The sequence below is a fragment of the Spongiactinospora sp. TRM90649 genome, from assembly GCF_029382225.1.
GTDB lineage: Bacteria > Actinomycetota > Actinomycetes > Streptosporangiales > Streptosporangiaceae > Spongiactinospora.
Window position 1 is genome coordinate 380463 of record NZ_JARLTC010000002.1, and the last position, 20398, is coordinate 400860.

Consider the following 20398-nt stretch of genomic DNA (forward strand, 5'->3'; position numbering starts at 1 on the left):
GCGCATGGCCACGGCGCCGCCGGGCAACCGAACATCGTCGGGATGCCTGGTGAGCGCCCGTACCGCGGCACCTGCCGCGGTCAGCTCGCGGACGACCCGGCTGCCCACCCGGCCTGTGGCCCCGGTCACAAGTATCATGTGCTTGCTCCTTGGCTAGATGTTCAGCAGGGCGATGCTGTAGGCGACGATCCAGGAGGCCCAACCGAGCCAGCCGAGCAGGCCGATCACCGCGACGCGGTTGGTGCCGTCGGCGTTGTACGGGGCGGCAGTGGAGGAGATGAACAGCAGGGCGGCGCTGATCAAGCCCAGCCAGGCGTGCCAGGCGGGGATGAAGGCGAGGCTCATTCCGGCAGCGGTGAATCCGAACACCGCGATGGCCAGGAAGACCTGGTTGAAGCCGAACAGCTGTTGCCGAACGCCCACAACGCCACCGCCGTACCGAGCCCGATCTCGCGGACTTCTATCTGCTTGGACGGCGACAGGTCGGCGAACACCGCAGCCAGGTGTTCTCCTCCTGGCCGGACGGCACACTCCGCCCCGGACTCGACTGGACATCCCCACCGCCATCGACATCTACGCCGCGCTGTGCAACATCGACGTCTACACCACCCTCCGCACCGAATGCTCCTGGTCGCCCGACCGGATCGAGCAATGATGGGGCGAGGCGTTGGCCCGCGAACTGCTGAGCCCTCCGACCGGCGCCCCATGACATCAGATATCCAGCAAGCGCTCGCCGTAAAGCGAGATGCGGCCACGGGCACGGGGAAGACGATGTTCCCGCTGACGAGTAGCGTCTATGCATGCAGATGGGTGACTTACTCGGGTCCGGTCGCAGCGCGGACGTGTTCGCGATCGATGATCATTGGGTCCTCCGCCGTACCGGGACGGCGGCGACGCCACCGCAGAAGCAGCCGTGATGGCCTACCTCGCGGACCACGGCTATCCGGTGCCCCATGTCCGGGCCCCGGCGAGCGGCGTGCCCGGCGCAGTACGGCGAACCGATCTGATGATGCAGCGACTGCATGGCCCGTCCATGCTGCAGGCCCTGCTGCGGGGCACGATCACGCCCGAAGCCGCAGGATTGAGACTCGCCGGCCTGTTACACCGCTTGCACTCGATTCCCGCACGGGTGTCCGCTGAACCCACTGACCGCGTCCTCCACCTGGACCTGCACCCGGGCAATGTGATGCTCACCTCTCAGGGCCCGGTAGTGATCGACTGGCGCAATACCGAGGAGGGGCCGCCCGGGCTGGACTGGGGAATGTCGGCCCTCGTCCTGGGGCAGGTCGCCGCCGACACCACAGCCCAGGCAGCGCCGGCCCGTGCAGTGCTTACCTCGCTGCTCGCACACCTCGGCCCTGCGGTCGTTCTGGGCAGCGCCGACACCGGATGCCTTTCCCAGGCCAGAGAGAAAAGAGCCGCCGACCCGGCCACAAGCAAGAGCGAAATGCGCCTTCTCGATGACGCCATGGAACTTGTACTCGAACTGCGGCAACTCCTGTAGATACCTGCCCCTCCGTCGCCGGATCGTCACCATCGAGCTTTACGGAAAAGGCGACCTACGGCAGTTGGATGGACAGAGCGTGCGCCGTTCCCCGCCAGTACGGCCGTTGGTGGGGGACGATCACGACGGGTGAGCGGAACGCGGCCAGGCCGACGGCCGTGGTCACGGTCTGGGGAGATGGCGGACAGATGCTCCCACTGGGTCAGTACAGGCGCCGTCGTCCAGGAGCGCCGCCATCGCGGCTGTGGGCCGTCCGGCCAGGCGACGAGCCACCAAGGCCCCCGTTTCCCGCAGGAGGTGAGGGCCTCGGCGACTAGAGCGTCCGCCCGCTTTTGACACCGGCGAGGAAGGCGCGCCACTCATCAGCGGTGAAGCAGAGCGCCGGACCGTTGGGATCCTTACTGTCACGGACGGCCACGACACCGGGAAGATTGTCCGCGACCTCGACACAGTTCCCGCCGCTACCTCCGGACCGTGCCGATTTCCGGAACACGGCATGCAACAGATTTACTTGTTCCATTCGTCCCGCACCTCCTTAATAAGCTGCAAAGAGTCTATGGCACGCATTGCCTCTGCCCTGAGTCTGTCACAGCGACGCCACAACGCAGAGACCAAATCTGCCTCGGTGCTCACCTCACCACGCCCCGCCGACTCTATTGACACCGCCGTCGGCCCGTCACCCTCGGCGATGATGAAACCACTCATCATGCCGACGGTTGTCGCCGCACCGGACGGCACGACCTGTACTGTCACTTCTGGCATGTCAGCCCTGCAGAGAATGCGATCAAGCTGGTCTGCCATGATCTTTCGTGTTCCTATGAGGCGCCGGAGCGCACCCTCGTCAAGCAGAACCCAGAGTTCCGGGGGGTACTCCCGGTCCAGGACGGTCTGGCGCACCATCCGAGCATGCACGCGGCCATCCACCTCAGCAGTCGGCGTCAGGTCACCTGAGATGACCGCTCGGGCGTACTCCTCGGTCTGGAGCAGACCCGTGATCAGCAAAGGGTCCCAACATCGAATGATGCTCGCGGACGGTTCGATCTCGCCGACCCACGCCTGGAACCAGTCCGGCCCGCCGACCGCTAGCCGTTCCTTGCTGAGCGCATCCGCTAAGCGCACAAAGACATCATCTAGCCCGAATAGGGCATCTAGCGATTTCGCCATCGAAATGGATGGTTTCCTAGCGGCGCGTTCCACACTAGAAACAAGGCTCGCCGAGATGCCACAGTAACGAGCTACACGCTCTTGAGAGTACCCGGCGTCCTCGCGCCGTTTACGCAGCTCCCTGCCGAATCTGAGCGCGATATTACTCGGTTCCTTGGGAGGGCCTGACGGCATGACAACTCCTGGTCCTTCCGGTCGTCCACAAGTAGTAACACAAAGCTGTGCTGCCAACACAAGAATGGGCGACAAGCGTCCAGAACCGTCGGACACGTGTTGGCCATCATGCGGCCTGACCTGCGTCAAGGTAAATCGCGTCAGGAAGAACTGCACAACGACAGGCGCAGTGGTGACAGCGATGCGACAAATCTTCAAAACACCGAAAAATGCTCCAATTGGCGCGGTTCGCAGAGGAGCGGTCTTTCCGGGGACCTTGGATCAGGTCGCCGTGGCCCGCCGCTTCGTCAGGCGCCTATGGGAGGAAACACCGGATCTCGCCCCCGAGATCCTTGATGATCTGGTGCTCATGGTCTCCGAGCTGGTCGCCAATGCCATCCGGCACACGCGATCCGGCGACCCGGGCGGACGCGTCGGCCTGACGGTCACGGCCAAGGACGGCTGGGCGCGGGTCGAGGTCCTGGACGAAGGTTCACCGCACACTCCCCGCGTAGTCGATCACGATGGGCCGGCCACGGGCGGCTGGGGCCTGGCCTTGGTCGCCCGCACGGCCGACACCTGGGGATTCGCACCCGACGGAGCAGTCGTGGACGCCGGTCGCGTCGTGTGGTTCGAGAAGGGCGACCCCCCAACCAGCCGGGAGGGGCGACTCGCACGGCCCCATGTGGAGATCTGACGGGGCGTGCAGAGAACGGTCGTCGGCCTGGTCGCCTTCCACGAAGGCGACTTCGTCCTCCGTTTCCCACGCCCCTGTCCACGACATCGATTCCGAACCCCCGCCCGAACCTCGTGATCCAAACCTCAAGGTTCGATGCCCATAGGGGCAGCAGGATTGATCACACAGTGCGGGCGCAGCCGTCCAAGGGAATCGCTCAGCAAGCGTCCAGGGCGGCGTCCGGGCTCACGGCGGGGACTTGACCAGACCCCACGGGCTCGGTGATCTCCGCTGATGAGTAGCGGACACAGGTGTCCGGCGGCGATGGCCCGTTCAGCGTTGCGGCAGACAGACCCGCTGCCCAGGCGGCGGCACGTTCCTCGGCGGCCGGGGCACCGACCGTATGCAGGGTGCGACTTTGCGCACGGCGCACGGCGGTCCGGAGTGTGGCGCGCGACCGTGGCGGGGTGAATCACGTACGGCGTGCGACTGGAGTACGGGGAGCTGGTGCCGGGGAGGCGGCGGGTGGCGGTGTACCGGGGCGACGGGTTCGGTCGTGCGGGGATTCGGGAGATTGGGGACGCCGTAACGGCGAGCGCCACGCGCGCCTGAGGAGCGCTCGGGCTCCGGGGCGGTACCAGGTACGGGCGTCGGACGACACCATCGCCCGCCGTACATGGGTGGACGGGCGCGGACGGGCCGACGGGCCGACGCATCGGCAATCGCACGGCGAGCGGCCGGGAGCACGGCCCCGCGGAACGGCGTCAAGCGGACGGAGGCACGGGCCGAACGAAACGAGGGCACCGGCGGCGAGCGGGACGAGGGCATCGGCGGCGAGGGGGGCGGAAGCGCGGGCCGGGGGGAACAGGGAGCGAGCGGGTCAGGAGGTCGGGGGGCGGAGCATGAACCAGTTGGGGACGCCGATGATGGGGGATTCGGCGATGAGGGTGAAGCCGAAGCGTTGGTAGAAGGCCACGTTTTCGCGTTTGTCGGTTTCCAGGTAGCCGTGGTGGCCGTCGGTGTCGAGGCGGCGGCAGTATTCGCGCATGATGAGCGAGCCGATGCCCATGCCCTGTAAGTGGGCGTCCACGCCGAGCGGGCCGAGGTGGGCGTGGGTGGTCTCCTTCGGGTCCAGTGCGGCCCAGCCGGACACCCACTTGGCCACGCGGACGGCCGTCCGGGGGCCGAGGGTGAGCAGGGCGGGAAGCTGGCGGAGTTTGCCCAGCCCGGACGGCTGGCAGCTGCCCGGCGCGGCCACTCCGGTGACCCCGACGACACGGCCTTCGTGGACGGCGACAATGGGCCGCTGGTGCGGGGAGGTGGTGAACAGGCCGCGCACGAGCAGGGCGTGGCTGCGGACCCGCTGCTCCGGATCCACCCCATAGGCGGCGAAGTGGAGGGGGTTGTCGCGCATGCCCCGGGCCAATACGCCCACGGCCTGGGGGATCTCCTCCCGCCGCAGGTCGCGCACCTCGATGGCGTCGATGGACGGGCGTTCGGCCTTCGGCATCCTTGTGCTCCTCGTAAGGGGTCGATGCCACACATCCCAGCACACTCACGCGGTCGGCGAGCGCTGCTGCGGCGGGGTCGTGTTAGGGAACCCCCACTTCGGGGGAACGCCCCCACACCGGATACGGCAGCCCGGCCGCCCGGTTGATCACGAAGCCCTGGATCGTGATGATCAGCACCGCGGCCATCATGATGACCAGGTGTGCGGGGGTCCGCAGCAGGCCCAGCGCGACGATCAGGGTGGTGGCCCCGGCGGGCGGGTGGCCCGCCTGGAAGACCGGCATCAGGCCGCAGGTCAGGCCGAGCGCGACGGCGCAGGCTAGGATCCGCTGGCCGTCCACGTGTTCGAGGTCGGGCGGCACGGTCAGCAGGCCGGTGATCGCCAGTGCGAACCACCCGGCCAGGATGCCGATGAGGTGGCCGATCAGGGTGTTGTGCGGGGTGGAGGAGGCGGCCAGCGGCGTGTAGAAGAGCAGGAACGCGGTGGGTCCGAGCGACGGGAAGACGAACGGCGCGTCCGTCCAGTAGGCCAGCAGGGCCATCAGCGCGACCGAGATGAAGCAGTTCACGCCGGTGTAGACCGAGCGGACCATCCGCTTGGAATGCCGCCGTTCCAGCTCCGTCAGGTCGAAGCCGCGAGATGCACGGCTCATATGTCGCCTTGTCCCCATCCGGGGCGGACCGCCGCCGTCGAGACGTTCTGCGGGTCACGGGCCCGGTAGACGATGTACGGCCGGAACAGGTAGTGCACCGGCGCGGCGAAGGCGTGCACCAGCCGGGTGAACGGCAGGATCGCGAACAGCAGCAGCCCGGACACCGAGTGGATCCGGTATTCGATCGGGGTGCCCGCCATCAGCGAGACCTCCGGCTGGAAGATGAACAGGCTGCGCACCCACGGCGAGACGTCCACCCGGTAGTTGTAGTCGAGCCGCGCGGCGTTGATCAGCGTGGTGGCGAGTCCGAGGGTCAGCGCGGCGACCAGGAAGATGTACATGACCTTGTCGTTGCGGGTGGTCGCCAGGAACACCGGGCCGTTGGTGCGCCGCCGCCAGATGAGCAGCACGATCCCGGTGTAGGTGAGCACCCCGGCCGCCAGGCCAAGCCACAGCGCCATCGAGTGGTAGATGCCCTCGGTGATGCCGACGGCGGCGGTCCAGCTCTGCGGGATGAACAGGCCGAGCAGGTGGCCGAGCAGGACGACCAGCAGGCCCACGTGGAACATCGGGCTGGCGTACCGCAGGAGCTGCGACTCGTAGAGCTCCGACGAGCGCGTCGTCCAGCCGAACTTGTCGTAGCGCCACCGCCAGATCAGGCCGCTGATCAGCAGCGCGACGCACAGGTAGGGCAGCGCCCCCCACAGGAAGATGTCAATGGCCGACGGAGTCATCCGCCACCTCCGGGACTCGTGGCTGTTCGAACGCGAACCGCCCGGGACCGCCGCCCAGGCCGACCATTTCCAGGCCGGGGGGCGGCGGGGCCATCCGGCGGGCCTCCGCGGCGTTCTTCGGCGACGGGCCGGGGAGGGTGTCGCAGACGGCCCCGAGCAGCAGCGCGTACGGCGTGTCCGCCTCCACCAGCGCGAACCGCAGCAGTTCCAGCCCGGCCCGGTGCTCCTGGAGCAGGGCCGTGCCGTCCTGTGGTTCCAGTGCGGCGTATTCCAGCATCACCGGCAGAAAGTCGGGCAGTTCGTCGCCGCCGGGCGGGGTCAGGCCGTGCGCGCGGTAGCGGGCCTTGATCGCGGCGAGCGAGAATCCGCGCCGCCGGGTGTCGCCGTCGCTCCACCAGGTGAGGTGCAGCGAGCGGCGGTTGCGGGTGTCGAAGACGGACACGTAGTGCTCTTCTGCGCGCATCGGCTCGGTGCCGCCCAGCCACTCGGCGAACTCGGTCACGGCGGACGCCGGGGGGTGGCCGGCGTACTCGGACATCGCCGCCTGGATCAGCGGCAGGCGGTCGAACAGGTCGTAGGCGGGGTAGTCCAGGCAGAATCCGACGGCCTGGCGGACCACGGCGACGCCGTCCTCGGGCAGCCGCTCCCGCCGTTCGGGCATGAGCCCGGACAGCCGCCCGGAGAGGCGGCCCGTGCGCCGGGGGCTCATGGGTGGTCCTCGTGCGGCGGGCGGTTCTCGGTGATCTCGCCCGCCTCGCTGCCCAGGTCGGCGCCCCGGTCCACGCCCCGCCGCGTGCCTTCGCCGTTGCGCTCGGGGAACATCCCCTGGGGGACGCCGCGCCCGTCCCAGTCCAGCAGGTTGACCCGGCCGCGCGGGCCCGAGGTGTCGGCCGCACGGTCCGAGGTGTGCCGGTCGCGCAGCGCGTGGAAGCTCTCGACGGCCAGCGGCGCCGGCCGTCCCGACGCCTCGCCGAACGGCCCGGATCCGCCGCCCCCGCCCATCCCGGGACCGCCCTCGTAGTCCAGGCTGCATCCGCGCAGCGCGGTCTCCTCCAGCGTCCGCACGTCCCCGGCCGCCGCGGTCGGGATCACGTAGCGGTCGTCGTACTTGGCCAGGGCGAGCAGCCGGAACATGGAGTCCATCTGGTCGACGGTGAAGCCGACCGACTCGGCGATGCCGGGATCGACGTCGTCGCCGAGGTTGATCCGCCGCCGGTGGGCGCGCATCGCCGCCAGGCGGCGCAGTGCCGTCTCGACGGGCAGCGGGTCACCCGCCGTGAACAGCTCCGCCAAATAGGACACCGGGATGCGCAGGGTGTCGATGGCCCCGAACAGGTTGATGTGGTCCTCCCCGTCGTGCCCGGACGCCGTGATCGCCTCGACCACGGGCGAGAGCGGCGGCACGTACCAGACCATCGGCATCGTCCGGTACTCCGGGTGCAGCGGCAGCGCCACCTTGTAGTTGACGATCAGGTCGTAGACGGGAGACCGGCGGGCGGCACGCATCCAGTCGTGCGGGATGCCCGCGATTTCGGCTGCCCTGGCGACCTCCGGGTCGTTCGGGTCGAGGAAGACGCCGAGCTGGGCGGGGTAGAGGTCCTGCTCACGCGGGGTGGCGGCGGCCTCGGCCACCCGGTCGGCGTCGTAGAGCAGCACGCCGACGTAGCGGAGGCGTCCCACGCAGGTCTCGGAGCAGACCGTGGGCAGCCCGACCTCGATCCGGGGAAAGCAGAACGTGCACTTCTCGGCCTTGCCGGTGCGGTGGTTGAAGTACATCTTCTTGTACGGGCAGCCGGTCACGCACATCCGCCAGCCCCGGCAGCGGTCCTGGTCGACCAGGACGATGCCGTCCTCGACCCGCTTGTACAGCGCGCCTGAGGGGCAGGACGCCACGCAGGACGGGTTGATGCAGTGCTCGCAGATCCTCGGCAGATAGAACATGAAGGACTGCTCCAGTTCCATCCGGACCTTGTCCTGGATCTTCTGGAGCACCACGTCGTCGTCCTGGTGCTGGGGCATGCCGCCCAGGTCGTCGTCCCAGTTGGCCGACCAGGTGATGGTGTCCATCCGCTGCCCGCTGATCAGCGAGCGGGGCGCGGCCACCGGGAAGTCGTCCCCGGCGGGGGCGTCGAACAGGTCGTTGTAGTCGTAGGTCCACGGCTCGTAGTAGTCGCGGATGTTGGGCAGCAGCGGGTTGGCGAACAGGCTGGCGAGCCTGCGCGCCCGGCCTCCGGCCCTGGGCACCAGGCGTCCGCGCCGGGTCAGCTTCCAGCCGCCCTGCCAGCGGTCCTGGTCCTCGTAGCGACGGGGTAGCCCTGCCCCGGCCTGGTCTCGACGTTGTTGAACCACACGTACTCGACTCCGGCCCGGCTGGTCCACGTCTGCTTGCAGGTGACCGAGCAGGTGTGGCAGCCGATGCACTTGTCCAGGTTCATCACCATGCAGATCTGGGACATGACTCGCATCAGTAGCGAACCTCCTGTGTGCGACGGCGGAGCACGGTGATCTCGTCGCGTTGCGTCCCCACCGGGCCGAGGTAGTTGGGGAAGAACGAGAACTGCGCGTATCCGCCGATCAGGTGGGTCGGCTTGAGCAGCACCCTGGTCAGGGAGTTGTGCACGCCGCCCCGGCGTCCGGTGGTCTCGGTCTTCGGCACGCCGACGACCCGGTCCTGGGCGTGGTGCATGTAGACGGTTCCGGCGGGCATCCGGTGCGAGACGATCGCCCTGGCGACCACCACGCCGTTGCGGTTGACCGCCTCGACCCAGTCGTTGTCGACGATGCCGATGGCCGCCGCGTCCTGCGGGCTGACCCAGATGACCTGCCCGCCCCTGGCCAGCGACAGCATGATCAGGTTGTCCTGGTACTCGGAGTGGATCGACCACTTGTTGTGCGGGGTCAGGTACCTGACGGTCACCTCGCGCGTGCCGTCCGCGCCGAGGACCGGTTCGCCGAAGAGCCGGTGCATGTTCAGCGGCGGACGATAGATCGGCAGGTTCTCCCCGAGTTCGGACATCCAGTCGTGGTCGAGGTAGAAGTGCTGACGTCCGGTCAGGGTGTGCCAGGGCTTGTCGTGCTCGACGTTGATGGTGAACGCGCTGTACTGGCGGTCCTCGGTCTCGATGCCCGCCCACTCGGGGCTGGTGATCGTCAGTTGCGGGTGCGCCTGGGTGTCGGCGTACCTGATCCGCCGGTCGGCGTCGGTGCGGGCCAGCCGGGCCAGGCCGTCGCCGCCGCCCACCGACTCGGCGAGGGTCCGGAACGCCTGGTCGGCCAGGCGGCCGTTGGTGGAGCCGGACAGGGCGAGGATGGCCTCGCAGGCCCGGCGGCCGGTGTCGATCAGCGGACGGCCGTCGGCGGGGCCGCCGCGCGCCGTGCCGTTCAGCCGGGCCAGGTCGGCGAGTTCGGCCTCCACCCGGTACGTCACGCCCTTGCAGGGCAGGCCCTTGTCGCCGGCGAGCGGCCCGAGCGCGCGCATCTTGGCGGCGACGGCCGGGTAGTCGCGCTCGACGATCGTCAGGGACGGCATGGTCGAACCGGGCACGGGCGTCGAGCCGTCGGCCCGCCAGTCGCGCGCCACGCCCGACGGGTTGCCCATCTCGCCGGGCGTGTCGTGCATGAACGGCGTGGCGACGAGGTCGTGCCTGGTGCCCAGGTGCCGTTCGGCCAGCGTGGAGAACGCGTCGGCGATGTCGTTGAAGATCTCGAAGTCGGTGCGCGCCTGCCAGGGCGGTTCCACGGCCGGGTTGAACGAGTGCACGAACGGGTGCATGTCCGTGGCGTTCAGGTCGTGCTTCTCGTACCAGGTCGCGGCGGGCAGCACGATGTCGGCCAGCAGCGTGGTGGAGGTCATCCGGAAGTCGAGCGACAGCAGCAGGTCGAGTTTGCCCTCCGGAGCGGGGTCGCGCCAGCGCACGTCCCTGGGCCGCACCTCCGGCGACGCCTCGGTGGCCCGCAGGTTGTTGTGGGTGCCGAGCAGGTGCCGCTGGAAGTACTCGGCGCCCTTGCCGGACGACCCGAGCAGGTTGGCCCGCCAGGCGATCAGGATGCGCGGCCAGTTCACGGGGGCGTCGGGGTCCTCGGCGCAGAAGCCGAGCCGTCCGGCGGCCAGTTCGGCGGCGACGTGCTCCCCCGGGTCCCGGCCGGACGCCATGGCCTCGTCGGCGAGGTCCAGCGGGTTGCGGTCGAAGGTGGGGTACGACGGCATCCAGCCGAGCCTGGCCGACTGAGCCAGGACGTCGGCGGCGGCCATGCCGGCGAAGTGGCCGCGCCCGAGCGGCGAGGACAGCACGTCGGCGCGGAAGTGGTCGTAGCGCCACTGGTCGGTGTTGAGGAAGAAGAACCCGGTGCCGATCATCTGACGGCTGGGGCGGACCCAGTCGGAGGCGGTGGCCAGGGCGGTCCAGCCGTTCAGCGGGCGGCACTTCTCCTGGCCGACGTAGTGGGCCCAGCCGCCGCCGTTGCGGCCCACGCAGCCGGTGACCACCAGCAGGGTGATGAAGTTCCGGTAGGTGGTCTCGGCGTGGAACCAGTGGTTGGTGCCGGCGCCCATGATGATCATGCAGCGGCCGTCGGTGCGCTCGGCCGTCCCGCCGAACTCGCGGGCGATCCTGATCGCGGCGGCGGCGGGCACCGAGGTGATCGTCTCCTGCCAGGCCGGGGTGCCGGGCGCGGCCGCGTCGTCGTAGCCGGACGGCCAGTCGCCGGGCAGGCCCTCCCGGCCCACGCCGTACCGGGCGAGCAGCAGGTCGAAGACGGTGGTGACCAGCGGCCCGTCGGGCGTCAGCCGCCGGGCGGGGACGCCGCGCCGCAGCACGTCGCCGGAACCGTCGGCGGTGTCGAAGCGGGGCATCAGCACCTCGGCGCCCGTGGCGTCCGGCAGGCCGAGCATGCTGAGCCGGGGCACCACCTCGCCGAGGTCGAGGTTCCAGTGGCCCTGGTCCCGTGACCAGCGGTCGGCGATCGTGCCGGGCGGGACGACCACGTCGCCGGTCCGCTCGTCCAGCAGCACGGTGCGCCACTCGGCGTGCTCGGCGGCGGCGTGCTCCCCGCCGAGGTCGCTGGCGCGCAGGAACCGGCCGGGGACGTACGCGCCGTCCCGCTCCTCCAGCCGCACCAGGAACGGCAGGTCGGTGAACCGCCGGACATAGCCGGTGAAGTACGGCACCTGCCGTTCGACGAAGAACTCCCGCAGGATCACGTGCCCCATGGCGTGGGCCAGCGCTCCGTCGGTGCCCGGATGGGGATGCATCCAGTCGTCGGCGAACTTGCTGTTGTCTGCGTAGTCCGGGGAGACCACGACGACCTTCTGGCCGTTGTAGCGGGCCTCCACCATGTAGTGGGCGTCCGGCGTGCGGGTGACCGGCACGTTGGAGCCCCACATCATCAGGTACGCCGCGTCCCACCAGTCGGCCGACACCGGCACGTCGGTCTGGTCGCCGAACACCTGCGGGGAGGCGACCGGCAGGTCGGCGTACCAGTCATAGAACGACAGGGCCTGGCCGCCGATCAGCGCCAGGAACCGGGTGCCGATGGCGTGCGACAGCATGGACTGGCCGGGGATGGGGGTGAATCCGATGATCCGGTCGGGTCCGTGCGCCTTGACGGTGTGCACGTGGGCGGCGGCGATCATCTCCAGGACCTCGTGCCAGGTGCACCGCACCAGCCCGCCCTTGCCCCGCGCCCGCTGGTACCGGGCGCGCCGTTCGGGATCGCCGACGATCTCCTCCCAGGCGAGCACCGGATCGCCGAGCCGCCGCCTGGCCTCGCGGTACATCTCCACGAGAACGGCCCGCACGTACGGGTAGCGCACGCGGGTCGGGTGGTAGGTGTACCAGGAGAACGCGGCGCCGCGCGGGCAGCCCCTGGGCTCGTACTCCGGCCGGTCGGCGCCGGCGGACGGGTAGTCGATCTCCTGGGTCTCCCAGGTGATGATCCCGTCCTTGACGTAGACCTTCCAGGAGCAGGAGCCGGTGCAGTTCACACCGTGCGTGGAGCGCACGATCTTGTCGTGCGCCCAGCGGTCCCGGTAGAAGACCTCCGCGTTCCGGCCGCCCCGGTAGAAGACGTCTCTGAGATTTCCGGAGTAGACGCCCTTGCTGAAGAACCGGCCCGTCCGCAGCAGCGCGTCGGCCGGGCCCTCGGAGGCGGGATTCCTGGCATTCCGCTCATCAACCACTCTGTGTATCTACCGACACACGCCTCGCACAACCAGACAAGCCATAAACAATGAGCAATCATCCTGTTGCGGAATGTGGCCATATCGAGGCCGGGGGTGGGATGGGCACGGCGGTCGCGGAGGGCGGAGGGCCGTGGTGGACGCCCGTGTTCGGGGTGCTCCAGCGGATCGGGCGGTCGCTGATGCTGCCGATCGCGGTGCTGCCCGCGGCCGGGCTGCTGCTCCGCTTCGGCCAGGACGACCTGCTGGGCCGTACCGACAACGCGGTGCTCGACCGGGTGGCGGCGGTTTGCGCGGCGGCCGGTGGGGCACTGTTCGACAACCTGCCGGTGCTGTTCGCGATCGGGGTGGCGATCGGGTTCGCGCGCCGGGCCGACGGCTCGACGGCGCTGGCCGCGCTGGTCGGCTACCTGGTGTTCGACCGGGTCACCAGGGTGATGTTCTTCGACAGCGCGCCCGGCGGCGCCGTCTACCGCAAGGTGCTGGTCACCGCGATCGGCCCGGACGGCAGGCCCGAGGCCCGCGTCGATCTCGGCGCGCAGAACCCGACGGGCGTGCTGGGCGGAATCCTCATCGGGATCGTCGCCGCGCTGCTCTGGCAGCGCTACCACCGGATCAAGCTGCCCGCGTGGCTCGCCTTCTTCGGCGGGCGGCGGTTCGTCCCGATCGTGACGGCCGTGGCCGCGCTGCTGCTCGGGGTGCTCTTCGGCCTGCTGTGGCCGCCGGTCGGCGAGTGGCTGACGCGCAGCGGCGACTGGCTGGCCGAGCACGGCACCGAGGGCGCCGGGATCTACGGCGTCGCCAACCGGCTGCTCATCCCGCTCGGCATGCACCACTTCCTGAACACCATCGTGTGGTTCACGATCCCCGAGTGCACGGCGGGCGCGGACGGCGCGACCCGTACCGCGGCGGGCGACCTGAACTGCTACTTCGCCGGGCAGGAAGGTGCGGGGATCTTCATGACCGGGTTCTTCCCGATCATGATGTTCGGGCTCCCGGCGGCGGCGCTGGCGATCTGGCGGGCCGCTCCCCCGGACCGCCGGGCCGCGGTCGGCGGGATCATGGTCGGGGCCGGGCTGACCTCGTTCGTCACCGGGATCACCGAGCCGATCGAGTTCGCGTTCGTCTTCGTCGCGCCGGCGCTGTTCGTGATCCACGCGCTGCTGATGGGGTCGTCGATGGCGCTGATGTCGGCCCTGGACGCGCGCCTCGGCTTCAACTTCTCGGCGGGCGCGGTGGACCTGCTGCTCAACGCCACCAAGTCGAACACCCGCAACCTCTGGGTGGTCCTGGCCTTCGGGCCGGTCTACTTCCTGGTCTACTACGTGATCTTCAGCGTCCTGATCAGGACACTGAAGATTCCGACGCCGGGGCGCGGACCGGATGGCTGAACGGGTTCCGGCCACCCGATACGGCATGCGCACCGAACCGGAACCACGCCGAATCTGGCCGCCAACCGCTCCAGGTCGCCCATGACATCGCCACGAAGCCTGACAGACCCCCGGCCCGGCTGGAGCATCCGGTGCCGGATGTATCTGGAACCCCGCCCGAAAACTCCTTATGCATAGCAACCCCTCCCCTTCCGTCCGCGCGCTCCGGCGGGCGGAACCCGCGGATTCCCGAAGCCAGCGGAGTCGCCATGCCTCGCCCTGTGAGTTCGCCCCTTCCGATCCACCTCGTCCCGATGCCGAGGTTCGGTTCGTCGCCCATCGCCGACCCTCCCTACGAGGCGTCGGCGGCCGGAGCACCCGCGCCAGGAAACGGGTCGCGGACGCCGCCGGTGCCGTACCCGCGCGGCGGGCCGGGCGGCGCGCGAATGCTCGACTCCTACGTCAGCGCGGTGCCCGCGACACCCGACGAACGCAGGCTGCAGGCGCTCGGGCTGGCCTTCGCCGAGGTCCTGGCCGGGGTCCGGCTCCCCGGCACGGTCGCCGCGCACGCCACCGAACGGACGTACGGGGAGCTGGTCCGGGCCGGGAAGATCATCGAAGCCGACGGCACGCTCCGCGTCTCGGCCCCGCACATCTCCAGGCCGGGTGCCGACGCGCTGGAGATGTGCCTGCTGGTGCACTGCGGACGGCGATCGCGCGTGCTGGCCATGCGGATGGAACGCCGGGGGCCGCGCTGGCTCTGCACCGACTTCGAGACCACTCCTTGAAAAAGACGGACGGCCCCTCCCAAGTGCGGGAGGGGCCGTCCGGCTGGATCGATCAGGCGGTGGCGTTGTCGGCGTGCTTCGGGTCGCCGTGGCAGCGCTTGAACTTCTTGCCCGAGCCGCAGGGGCACGGGGCGTTGCGCGAGACGTCGCCGTAGGCGGCGCGCTCCTCCGGAGTCGTGGTGACCCGGGTGTGCTCGACCTCGCCGGTCTCGCCCGGCGCGGTGTATTCGAGCTGGGCCGGACGGTCGGGACCGCGCAGCCCCCGCGCGATGATGGAACGGGTCTCGGAGATCGCGGCGTCTTCCTCGGCGTCCTGCTCCTCCTCGACGATCGGGTTCGTCTGAACCTCGACCTCAAGGTTGAACAGGTAGCCGACCGACTCCTCCTTGATGCCGTCGAGCATCGCGGCGAACATCTCGAAGCCCTCGCGCTGGTACTCCACCAGCGGGTCGCGCTGCGCCATCGCGCGCAGGCCGATGCCCTCCTGGAGGTAGTCCATCTCGTAGAGGTGCTCACGCCACTTGCGGTCGAGCACGGACAGGACGACCCGGCGCTCCAGCTCGCGCACGGTCTCCTCGCCCAGCTCGTCCTCGCGGCGCTGGTAGGCGGCGAGCGCGTCCTCCTTGATCCGCTTGGCGACGCCCTCGGCGGTGAGGTCCTCGCGGTTGCCGCCCGCCTCCTGGATCACCTCGTCGCTGGTCAGCGAGATCGGGTACAGCTCGCCGAACGCCTTCCACAGCTTCTCGAGGTCCCACTCCTCGGCGAAGCCCTCGCCGGTGGCGACCGTGACGTAGTCGTCGATGACGTCGGCGATGAACCCGTGGATCTGCTCGCGCAGGTCGGCGCCCTCCAGGACCCGGCGGCGCTCGGCGTAGATCACCTTGCGCTGGCGGTTCATGACCTCGTCGTACTTGAGGACGTTCTTACGGGTCTCGAAGTTCTGCTGCTCGACCTGGTTCTGCGCGGAGGCGATGGCCTTGGACACCATGCCGGACTCGATCGGCACGTCGTCGGGGATGTTCAGCCGCGTCATGATCGACTCGACCCGGGCGGCGTTGAACAGGCGCATCAGGTCGTCGCCCAGCGACAGGTAGAACCGGGACTCGCCCGGGTCGCCCTGACGGCCGGAACGACCGCGGAGCTGGTTGTCGATCCGGCGCGACTCGTGGCGCTCGGTGCCCAGCACGTACAGGCCGCCCAGCGCGGTGACCTCGTCGTGCTCGGCCCGCACGGCCTCCTTGGCCTTCTCCAGCTCCTCGGGCCAGGCCTTCTCGTACTCCTCGCGGGTGTCGACCGGGTTCAGACCCCGGTCGCGCAGCGCCACGTCGGCGCGGAACTCGGGGTTGCCGCCGAGCATGATGTCGGTGCCTCGACCGGCCATGTTGGTCGCCACGGTGACCGCGTTGCGACGCCCGGCCTCGGCGATGATCACGGCCTCACGCGCGTGGTTCTTGGCGTTCAGCACCTCGTGCTGCACGCCCTGACGGCGCAGCGCCTTGGACAGCCGCTCGGACTTCTCCACCGAGGTGGTGCCGACCAGGACCGGCTGGCCCTTCTCGTAGCGCTCCTTGATGTCGTCGACCACCGCGTCGAACTTGGCGTCCTCGGTCTTGTAGACGACGTCGGCCTGATCCTTGCGGATCATCGGCTTGTTCGTCGGGATGGTGACCACGCCGAGCTTGTAGGTCTGGTGGAACTCGTTGGCCTCGGTCGCGGCCGTACCGGTCATGCCGGCCAGCTTCTCGTAGAGGCGGAAGTAGTTCTGCAGGGTGACCGTGGCGAGGGTCTGGTTCTCGTCCTTGATCCGGACGCCTTCCTTGGCCTCGATCGCCTGGTGCATGCCCTCGTTGTAGCGGCGGCCGTGCAGCACGCGGCCGGTGAACTCGTCGACGATCAGGACCTCGCCCTCGACGACGATGTAGTCCTTGTCGCGCTTGTAGAGCTCCTTGGCCTTCAGCGCGTTGTTGAGGAAGCCGACCAGGTGGGTGTGCTCGGGCTTGTAGAGGTTGTCGATGCCGAGCCAGTCCTCGACCTTCTCGACGCCGGGCTCGAAGATGCCGACCGTGCGCTTCTTCTCGTCGACGACGTAGTCGCCGGTCTGCTCCTGGCCGTCCTTGCCCTCGGTGCCGCGCCGCAGCCTGGGGGCGATCTTGGCGAACTCCTGGTACCACTTGCCGGACTGCTCGCCGGGACCGGAGATGATCAGCGGCGTACGGGCCTCGTCGATGAGGATCGAGTCGACCTCGTCGACCACCGCGAAGTGGTGGCCGCGCTGTACGCACTCCTCCAGCGACCAGGCCATGTTGTCGCGCAGGTAGTCGAAGCCGAACTCGTTGTTGGTGCCGTACGTGATGTCGGCGCTGTACTGCTTGCGGCGCTCGTCCGGGGACATGTTGGCGAGGATCACGCCGACTTCGAGGCCGAGGAAACGGTGGATGCGGCCCATCGTGTCGGCGTCGCGCTTGGCCAGGTAGTCGTTGACGGTGACCACGTGGACGCCCTTGCCGGTGAGCGCGTTAAGGTAGGCCGGGAGCGTGCACGTGAGGGTCTTGCCCTCACCGGTGCGCATCTCGGCGATGTTGCCCAGGTGCAGCGCGCCGCCGCCCATCAACTGCACATCGAAGTGCCGCTGGCCCAGCACCCGACGGGCGGCCTCACGAATGGTGGCGAACGCCTCGGGCAAAAGGTCGTCCAGCGACTCGCCGTCGGCGTATCGCTGCCGGTACTCCTCGGTCAACGCGCGCAGCTCGGCGTCGGACAGGCTCTTGAAGTCGTCCTCGATCGAGTTGACCTGGTCGGCGACCCGCTTCAGCTTGCGCAGGGTCTTGCCTTCGCCAGCGCGAAGGATCTTGTCGAGAATAGCAGCCACTTTGTGTAAAGCTCCTCGCAGGTCTACCCCGGCCGGGCTGACGAGTCAAACTTCCCCGCTGCCATCGTAGGCGGTTCCGCCACCTGACACAGCCACCGGCGAAACGCCGACCGGGACCGGAAAAGTTCCGCGGCGCCGTGGCCAGGCGAAAGTCCACGTAAGCGCGGAGGGGCACGCCCTGCCCATGCGTATGGGGCGCGGCTTCGGGTATGCCGATGTGGATCGCGCTTGCCGCGGGGTCACGCGGCGGGCGCTTTCGCGGCCGACGGCATTCGCGCGCTCGCTCGGGTCGCTCACGGTGTCCTCGATGGCGATGCTACGTCATACGACGCGCCGGACGCGCACCGCCGCGCCCACGCCGTCCGCCGCGAACCCCCTGAGACGGGAGAAAGGGGACGTGATGGCTGAGTCGATCGAACGGCGGATGGCCGCCGCGGAAACCGGCGGAGGACAGGTGGAGCGAGTCATACCGGTGGCTCCGCCGCACGGCACCGCCAGCCACGGCGGGCGCGCGTCCTCGTGGCTGGCCGTCACGGTGATGCTGGCGGGCTTCACGGCGGCTGGAGTCGCCCTGTGCCTGGGCCCGAACTGGTTCGTGTTCTGGGTGAGCGTGGGGGTGTGCGCGCTGGGCGGCATCCTGGCCCTGGTGTTCGACATCTTCTCCGACGTGATCGTGGACTCGCCCAGGGTGATCAGGGCGGCCGAGCACCACTCGCCTTTCGAGCGCGGGTAGAGCGCGAGCGTAGGGTGCGCCGATTCGCCCGCGACACCATCGAACGGTTTTCGTCGGTGCCGGAGGCTAGCATCGCTGCATGCCGACCTCCCTCACTCCCGACGAAGCACGCCGTATCACCCTGCGGGCGCAGGGGTTCCTCGGCGCCGATTCGCGGCGTGGCGGCGTGCCCGCCATGCTGCGCAGGCTCGGAGCCGTCCAGCTCGACACGATCTCGGTGCTGGCGCGCTCGCACGAGCTGATCGCCTACGCGCGGCTCGGCGCCGTCCCCAGGGAGAAGGTCGAACGCGCCTACTGGGGCGGCGGCGCGTTCGAGTACTGGTGCCACGCCGCCTGCGTCCTGCCCATCGACCAGTGGCCGCTCTACTCGTTCCGCCGCCGCGCCTTCCGCGAGCGCAAGTACCGCTGGCACGAGGTGCCGCCGACGGTCGACAAGGTCCTCGACCAGGTCCGCGACGGCGGGCCGCTCACCACCACCGACCTCGGCGGCGCCAAGAACGGCGGGCCGTGGTGGGACTGGTCCGACGTCAAGATCGCGGTGGAGTGGCTGCTCGACATCGGCGAGGTGGTGTGCACCCGCCGCGTCGGCTGGCGGCGCGTCTACGACCTGGCCGAGCGCGCGGTGCCCGCCCACCTGCTCGAACCCGGGCTGACCGACCGCGAGTGCGTGATCGAGCTGGCCCGCACGGCCGTCGCGGCCATGGGCGTGGCCAACCGCGCCGACCTGGTCGAATTCCTGCGCCTGTCCAAGGAGCACGCGGCGATCCTGGACGACGCGCTGCGCGAGGGCGCCACGGGCCTGGCGCCCGTGCACGTCGCGGGCTGGCCCGCCGCCCGCGCGCCTCGCGCCGCGGCCCTACCGTCCGACGCCCCGAACGCCTGGGCCGACCCCGCCGCACTCGAATCCGAGCCGCGCGGACGGCACCGCGTCACGCTGCTCTCGCCGTTCGACTCCCTGGTGTGGAACCGGGAGCGCACCGAGCGGATCTTCGGCTTCAGCCACCGCCTGGAGGCGTACGTGCCCAAGCCGAAGCGGGTCTACGGATACTTCACCATGCCCGTGCTGGCGGGCGGCAGGCTCGTCGCCCGCGTCGATCCGGCCCGCGAGGGCACCACGCTCGTCGCGCGGCACGTCGCCTTCGAGCCGGGCGCCGCCACCCGGCACGCCGACGCGGTGCGCGAGGCGCTGCACTCGGCCGCCGAATGGGTCGGCTGTGAAACCGTGCGGGTCGACCGGGTCACCGGGGGCGACGTGCGGCTGTGATGATCCGCCGCGCCGACCCGCTGACGACCCGGATCGCACGGGTCGTTCGGGTCGTTCGGTGGCTCAGGTGATCTCCAGCATCCGTTCCCTGACGGCGTAGACCACGGCCTCCATCCGGGAGTGCAACTGGAGTTTGTCCAGGATGTTGCGCACGTGGTTCTTCACCGTGTTCTCCGAGATGAAGAGCTGCTTGGCGATCTCGCGGTTGTTCATGCCCTTGGCGACTAAGCGCAGCACCTCCATCTCACGGTCGGTGAGCCGGGGCACCGGCAGTTGCGGAGGCCGTTCGGCCTCCTTGCGGCTCATGCTGGCGAACTCGCTGATGAGCTTGGCGGCCATCGCCGGATTGATCAGGGACTGCCCCTCGTGCACCCCGCGCACGGCGTCGGGGACCTCGTCGAGCTGCACGTCCTTGAGCAGGTATCCGGTGGCGCCCGCCTTGATCGCCTCGAAGAGGTCTTCTTCCTCGTCGCTCACCGTCAGCATGATCATTCGTGTGCTCGGCACCGACTCCTTGATGCTCCTGGTCGCCTCGATGCCGCTGAGCCGCGGCATCCGGACGTCCATCAGCACCACGTCGGGGAGGAGGCGGTCGGCGAGCTCGACCGCCTCCTTGCCGTCGCTTGCCTCTCCGACCACCTCGATGTCCGACTCGGCGGACAGGGCGAGCTCCAGACTTCTGCGGATCAGCGCGTGATCGTCCACGATCAGCACGCGGATCGGCTCGTCGTTGCCGCCGCCCCTCCGGCCCGTCTCGGCGGATCCCGTCTCAGGCCCGGTCACAGGCCCTCCTTCACCGGCCT

Annotated in this window: 16 protein-coding genes and 1 pseudogene; 6 read left to right on the forward strand and 11 right to left on the reverse strand. The window is 69.4% G+C overall.

The window, feature by feature from the left end; translation table 11 throughout:
* Window positions 1-153 precede the first annotated feature (153 nt).
* Window positions 154-423 (reverse strand): hypothetical protein, encoded by a 270-nt coding sequence (locus tag P3X83_RS01815; RefSeq protein ID WP_277303454.1) that lies wholly within the window; start codon window positions 421-423, stop codon window positions 154-156.
* 493 nt (window positions 424-916) lie between these two features.
* Between P3X83_RS01815 and P3X83_RS01820 the strand changes: the two genes are divergently transcribed.
* The gene (locus P3X83_RS01820) at window positions 917-1504 is read left to right on the forward strand and encodes a phosphotransferase (RefSeq protein WP_346742678.1); all 588 of its coding nucleotides are present in this window, start codon (window positions 917-919) and stop codon (window positions 1502-1504) included.
* A gap of 313 nt (window positions 1505-1817) precedes the next feature.
* Here P3X83_RS01820 and P3X83_RS01825 read toward each other — a convergent pair whose 3' ends face one another.
* Entirely contained in the window at window positions 1818-2024 is a 207-nt protein-coding gene (locus tag P3X83_RS01825) for a DUF397 domain-containing protein (protein WP_277303455.1), read from the reverse strand.
* Window positions 2012-2842, reverse strand: coding sequence for a helix-turn-helix transcriptional regulator (locus tag P3X83_RS01830; protein WP_277303456.1), 831 nt, complete (start codon window positions 2840-2842; stop codon window positions 2012-2014). The genes P3X83_RS01825 and P3X83_RS01830 overlap by 13 nt, the downstream gene beginning before the upstream one ends.
* Before the next feature lie 256 nt (window positions 2843-3098).
* On the opposite strand from P3X83_RS01830, the gene P3X83_RS01835 reads away from it, so the two are divergent.
* Window positions 3099-3518 carry an ATP-binding protein gene (locus tag P3X83_RS01835; protein ID WP_277303457.1) on the forward strand — a complete coding sequence of 140 codons (420 nt, stop codon included), beginning with the start codon at window positions 3099-3101 and terminating at the stop codon, window positions 3516-3518.
* A gap of 859 nt (window positions 3519-4377) precedes the next feature.
* Here the strand turns inward: P3X83_RS01835 and P3X83_RS01840 are convergent.
* The 6 genes and pseudogenes from P3X83_RS01840 to P3X83_RS01865 form a co-directional block, all read right to left on the reverse strand.
* Complete coding sequence (locus tag P3X83_RS01840) at window positions 4378-5007, reverse strand: GNAT family N-acetyltransferase (protein WP_277303458.1); 630 nt, start codon at window positions 5005-5007, stop codon at window positions 4378-4380.
* An 82-nt stretch (window positions 5008-5089) separates the two neighbouring features.
* Complete coding sequence (locus P3X83_RS01845; RefSeq protein WP_277303459.1) at window positions 5090-5659, reverse strand: HPP family protein; 570 nt, start codon at window positions 5657-5659, stop codon at window positions 5090-5092.
* Window positions 5656-6393 carry a respiratory nitrate reductase subunit gamma gene (gene narI, locus P3X83_RS01850; RefSeq protein WP_277303460.1) on the reverse strand — a complete coding sequence of 246 codons (738 nt, stop codon included), beginning with the start codon at window positions 6391-6393 and terminating at the stop codon, window positions 5656-5658. The genes P3X83_RS01845 and narI overlap by 4 nt, the downstream gene beginning before the upstream one ends.
* Complete coding sequence (narJ, locus tag P3X83_RS01855; protein WP_277303461.1) at window positions 6374-7102, reverse strand: nitrate reductase molybdenum cofactor assembly chaperone; 729 nt, start codon at window positions 7100-7102, stop codon at window positions 6374-6376. Before narJ ends, narI begins: the two co-directional genes overlap by 20 nt.
* A pseudogene (narH, locus tag P3X83_RS01860) lies at window positions 7099-8858 on the reverse strand (nitrate reductase subunit beta). The gene narJ and the pseudogene narH overlap by 4 nt, the downstream one beginning before the upstream one ends.
* Window positions 8858-12571 carry a nitrate reductase subunit alpha gene (locus P3X83_RS01865; protein WP_277303462.1) on the reverse strand — a complete coding sequence of 1238 codons (3714 nt, stop codon included), beginning with the start codon at window positions 12569-12571 and terminating at the stop codon, window positions 8858-8860. The pseudogene narH and the gene P3X83_RS01865 overlap by 1 nt, the downstream one beginning before the upstream one ends.
* A 101-nt stretch (window positions 12572-12672) precedes the next feature.
* On the opposite strand from P3X83_RS01865, the gene P3X83_RS01870 reads away from it, so the two are divergent.
* Both P3X83_RS01870 and P3X83_RS01875 read left to right on the forward strand, forming a co-directional pair.
* Window positions 12673-13962 (forward strand): PTS transporter subunit EIIC, encoded by a 1290-nt coding sequence (locus tag P3X83_RS01870; RefSeq protein WP_277303463.1) that lies wholly within the window; start codon window positions 12673-12675, stop codon window positions 13960-13962.
* Window positions 13963-14222: 260 nt separating this feature from the next.
* Window positions 14223-14729 carry an Rv3235 family protein gene (locus P3X83_RS01875; protein ID WP_277303464.1) on the forward strand — a complete coding sequence of 169 codons (507 nt, stop codon included), beginning with the start codon at window positions 14223-14225 and terminating at the stop codon, window positions 14727-14729.
* Window positions 14730-14781: 52 nt separating this feature from the next.
* On the opposite strand, the gene secA is transcribed toward P3X83_RS01875, so the two are convergent.
* Entirely contained in the window at window positions 14782-17598 is a 2817-nt protein-coding gene (gene secA, locus P3X83_RS01880; RefSeq protein WP_277303465.1) for a preprotein translocase subunit SecA, read from the reverse strand.
* 400 nt (window positions 17599-17998) lie between these two features.
* Here secA and P3X83_RS01885 point away from each other — a divergent pair, with 400 nt between their 5' ends.
* Window positions 17999-18331: an HGxxPAAW family protein gene (locus P3X83_RS01885; protein ID WP_277303466.1), complete on the forward strand. Its 333-nt coding sequence runs from the start codon at window positions 17999-18001 to the stop codon at window positions 18329-18331.
* 79 nt (window positions 18332-18410) lie between these two features.
* On the forward strand, window positions 18411-19595 hold the full coding sequence (locus P3X83_RS01890) for a crosslink repair DNA glycosylase YcaQ family protein (RefSeq protein ID WP_277303467.1): 1185 nt from the start codon (window positions 18411-18413) through the stop codon (window positions 19593-19595).
* A gap of 63 nt (window positions 19596-19658) precedes the next feature.
* Here the strand turns inward: P3X83_RS01890 and P3X83_RS01895 are convergent, their stop codons facing one another.
* Window positions 19659-20378: a response regulator transcription factor gene (locus tag P3X83_RS01895; RefSeq protein WP_277303468.1), complete on the reverse strand. Its 720-nt coding sequence runs from the start codon at window positions 20376-20378 to the stop codon at window positions 19659-19661.
* Between the last annotated feature and the right edge of the window lie 20 nt (window positions 20379-20398).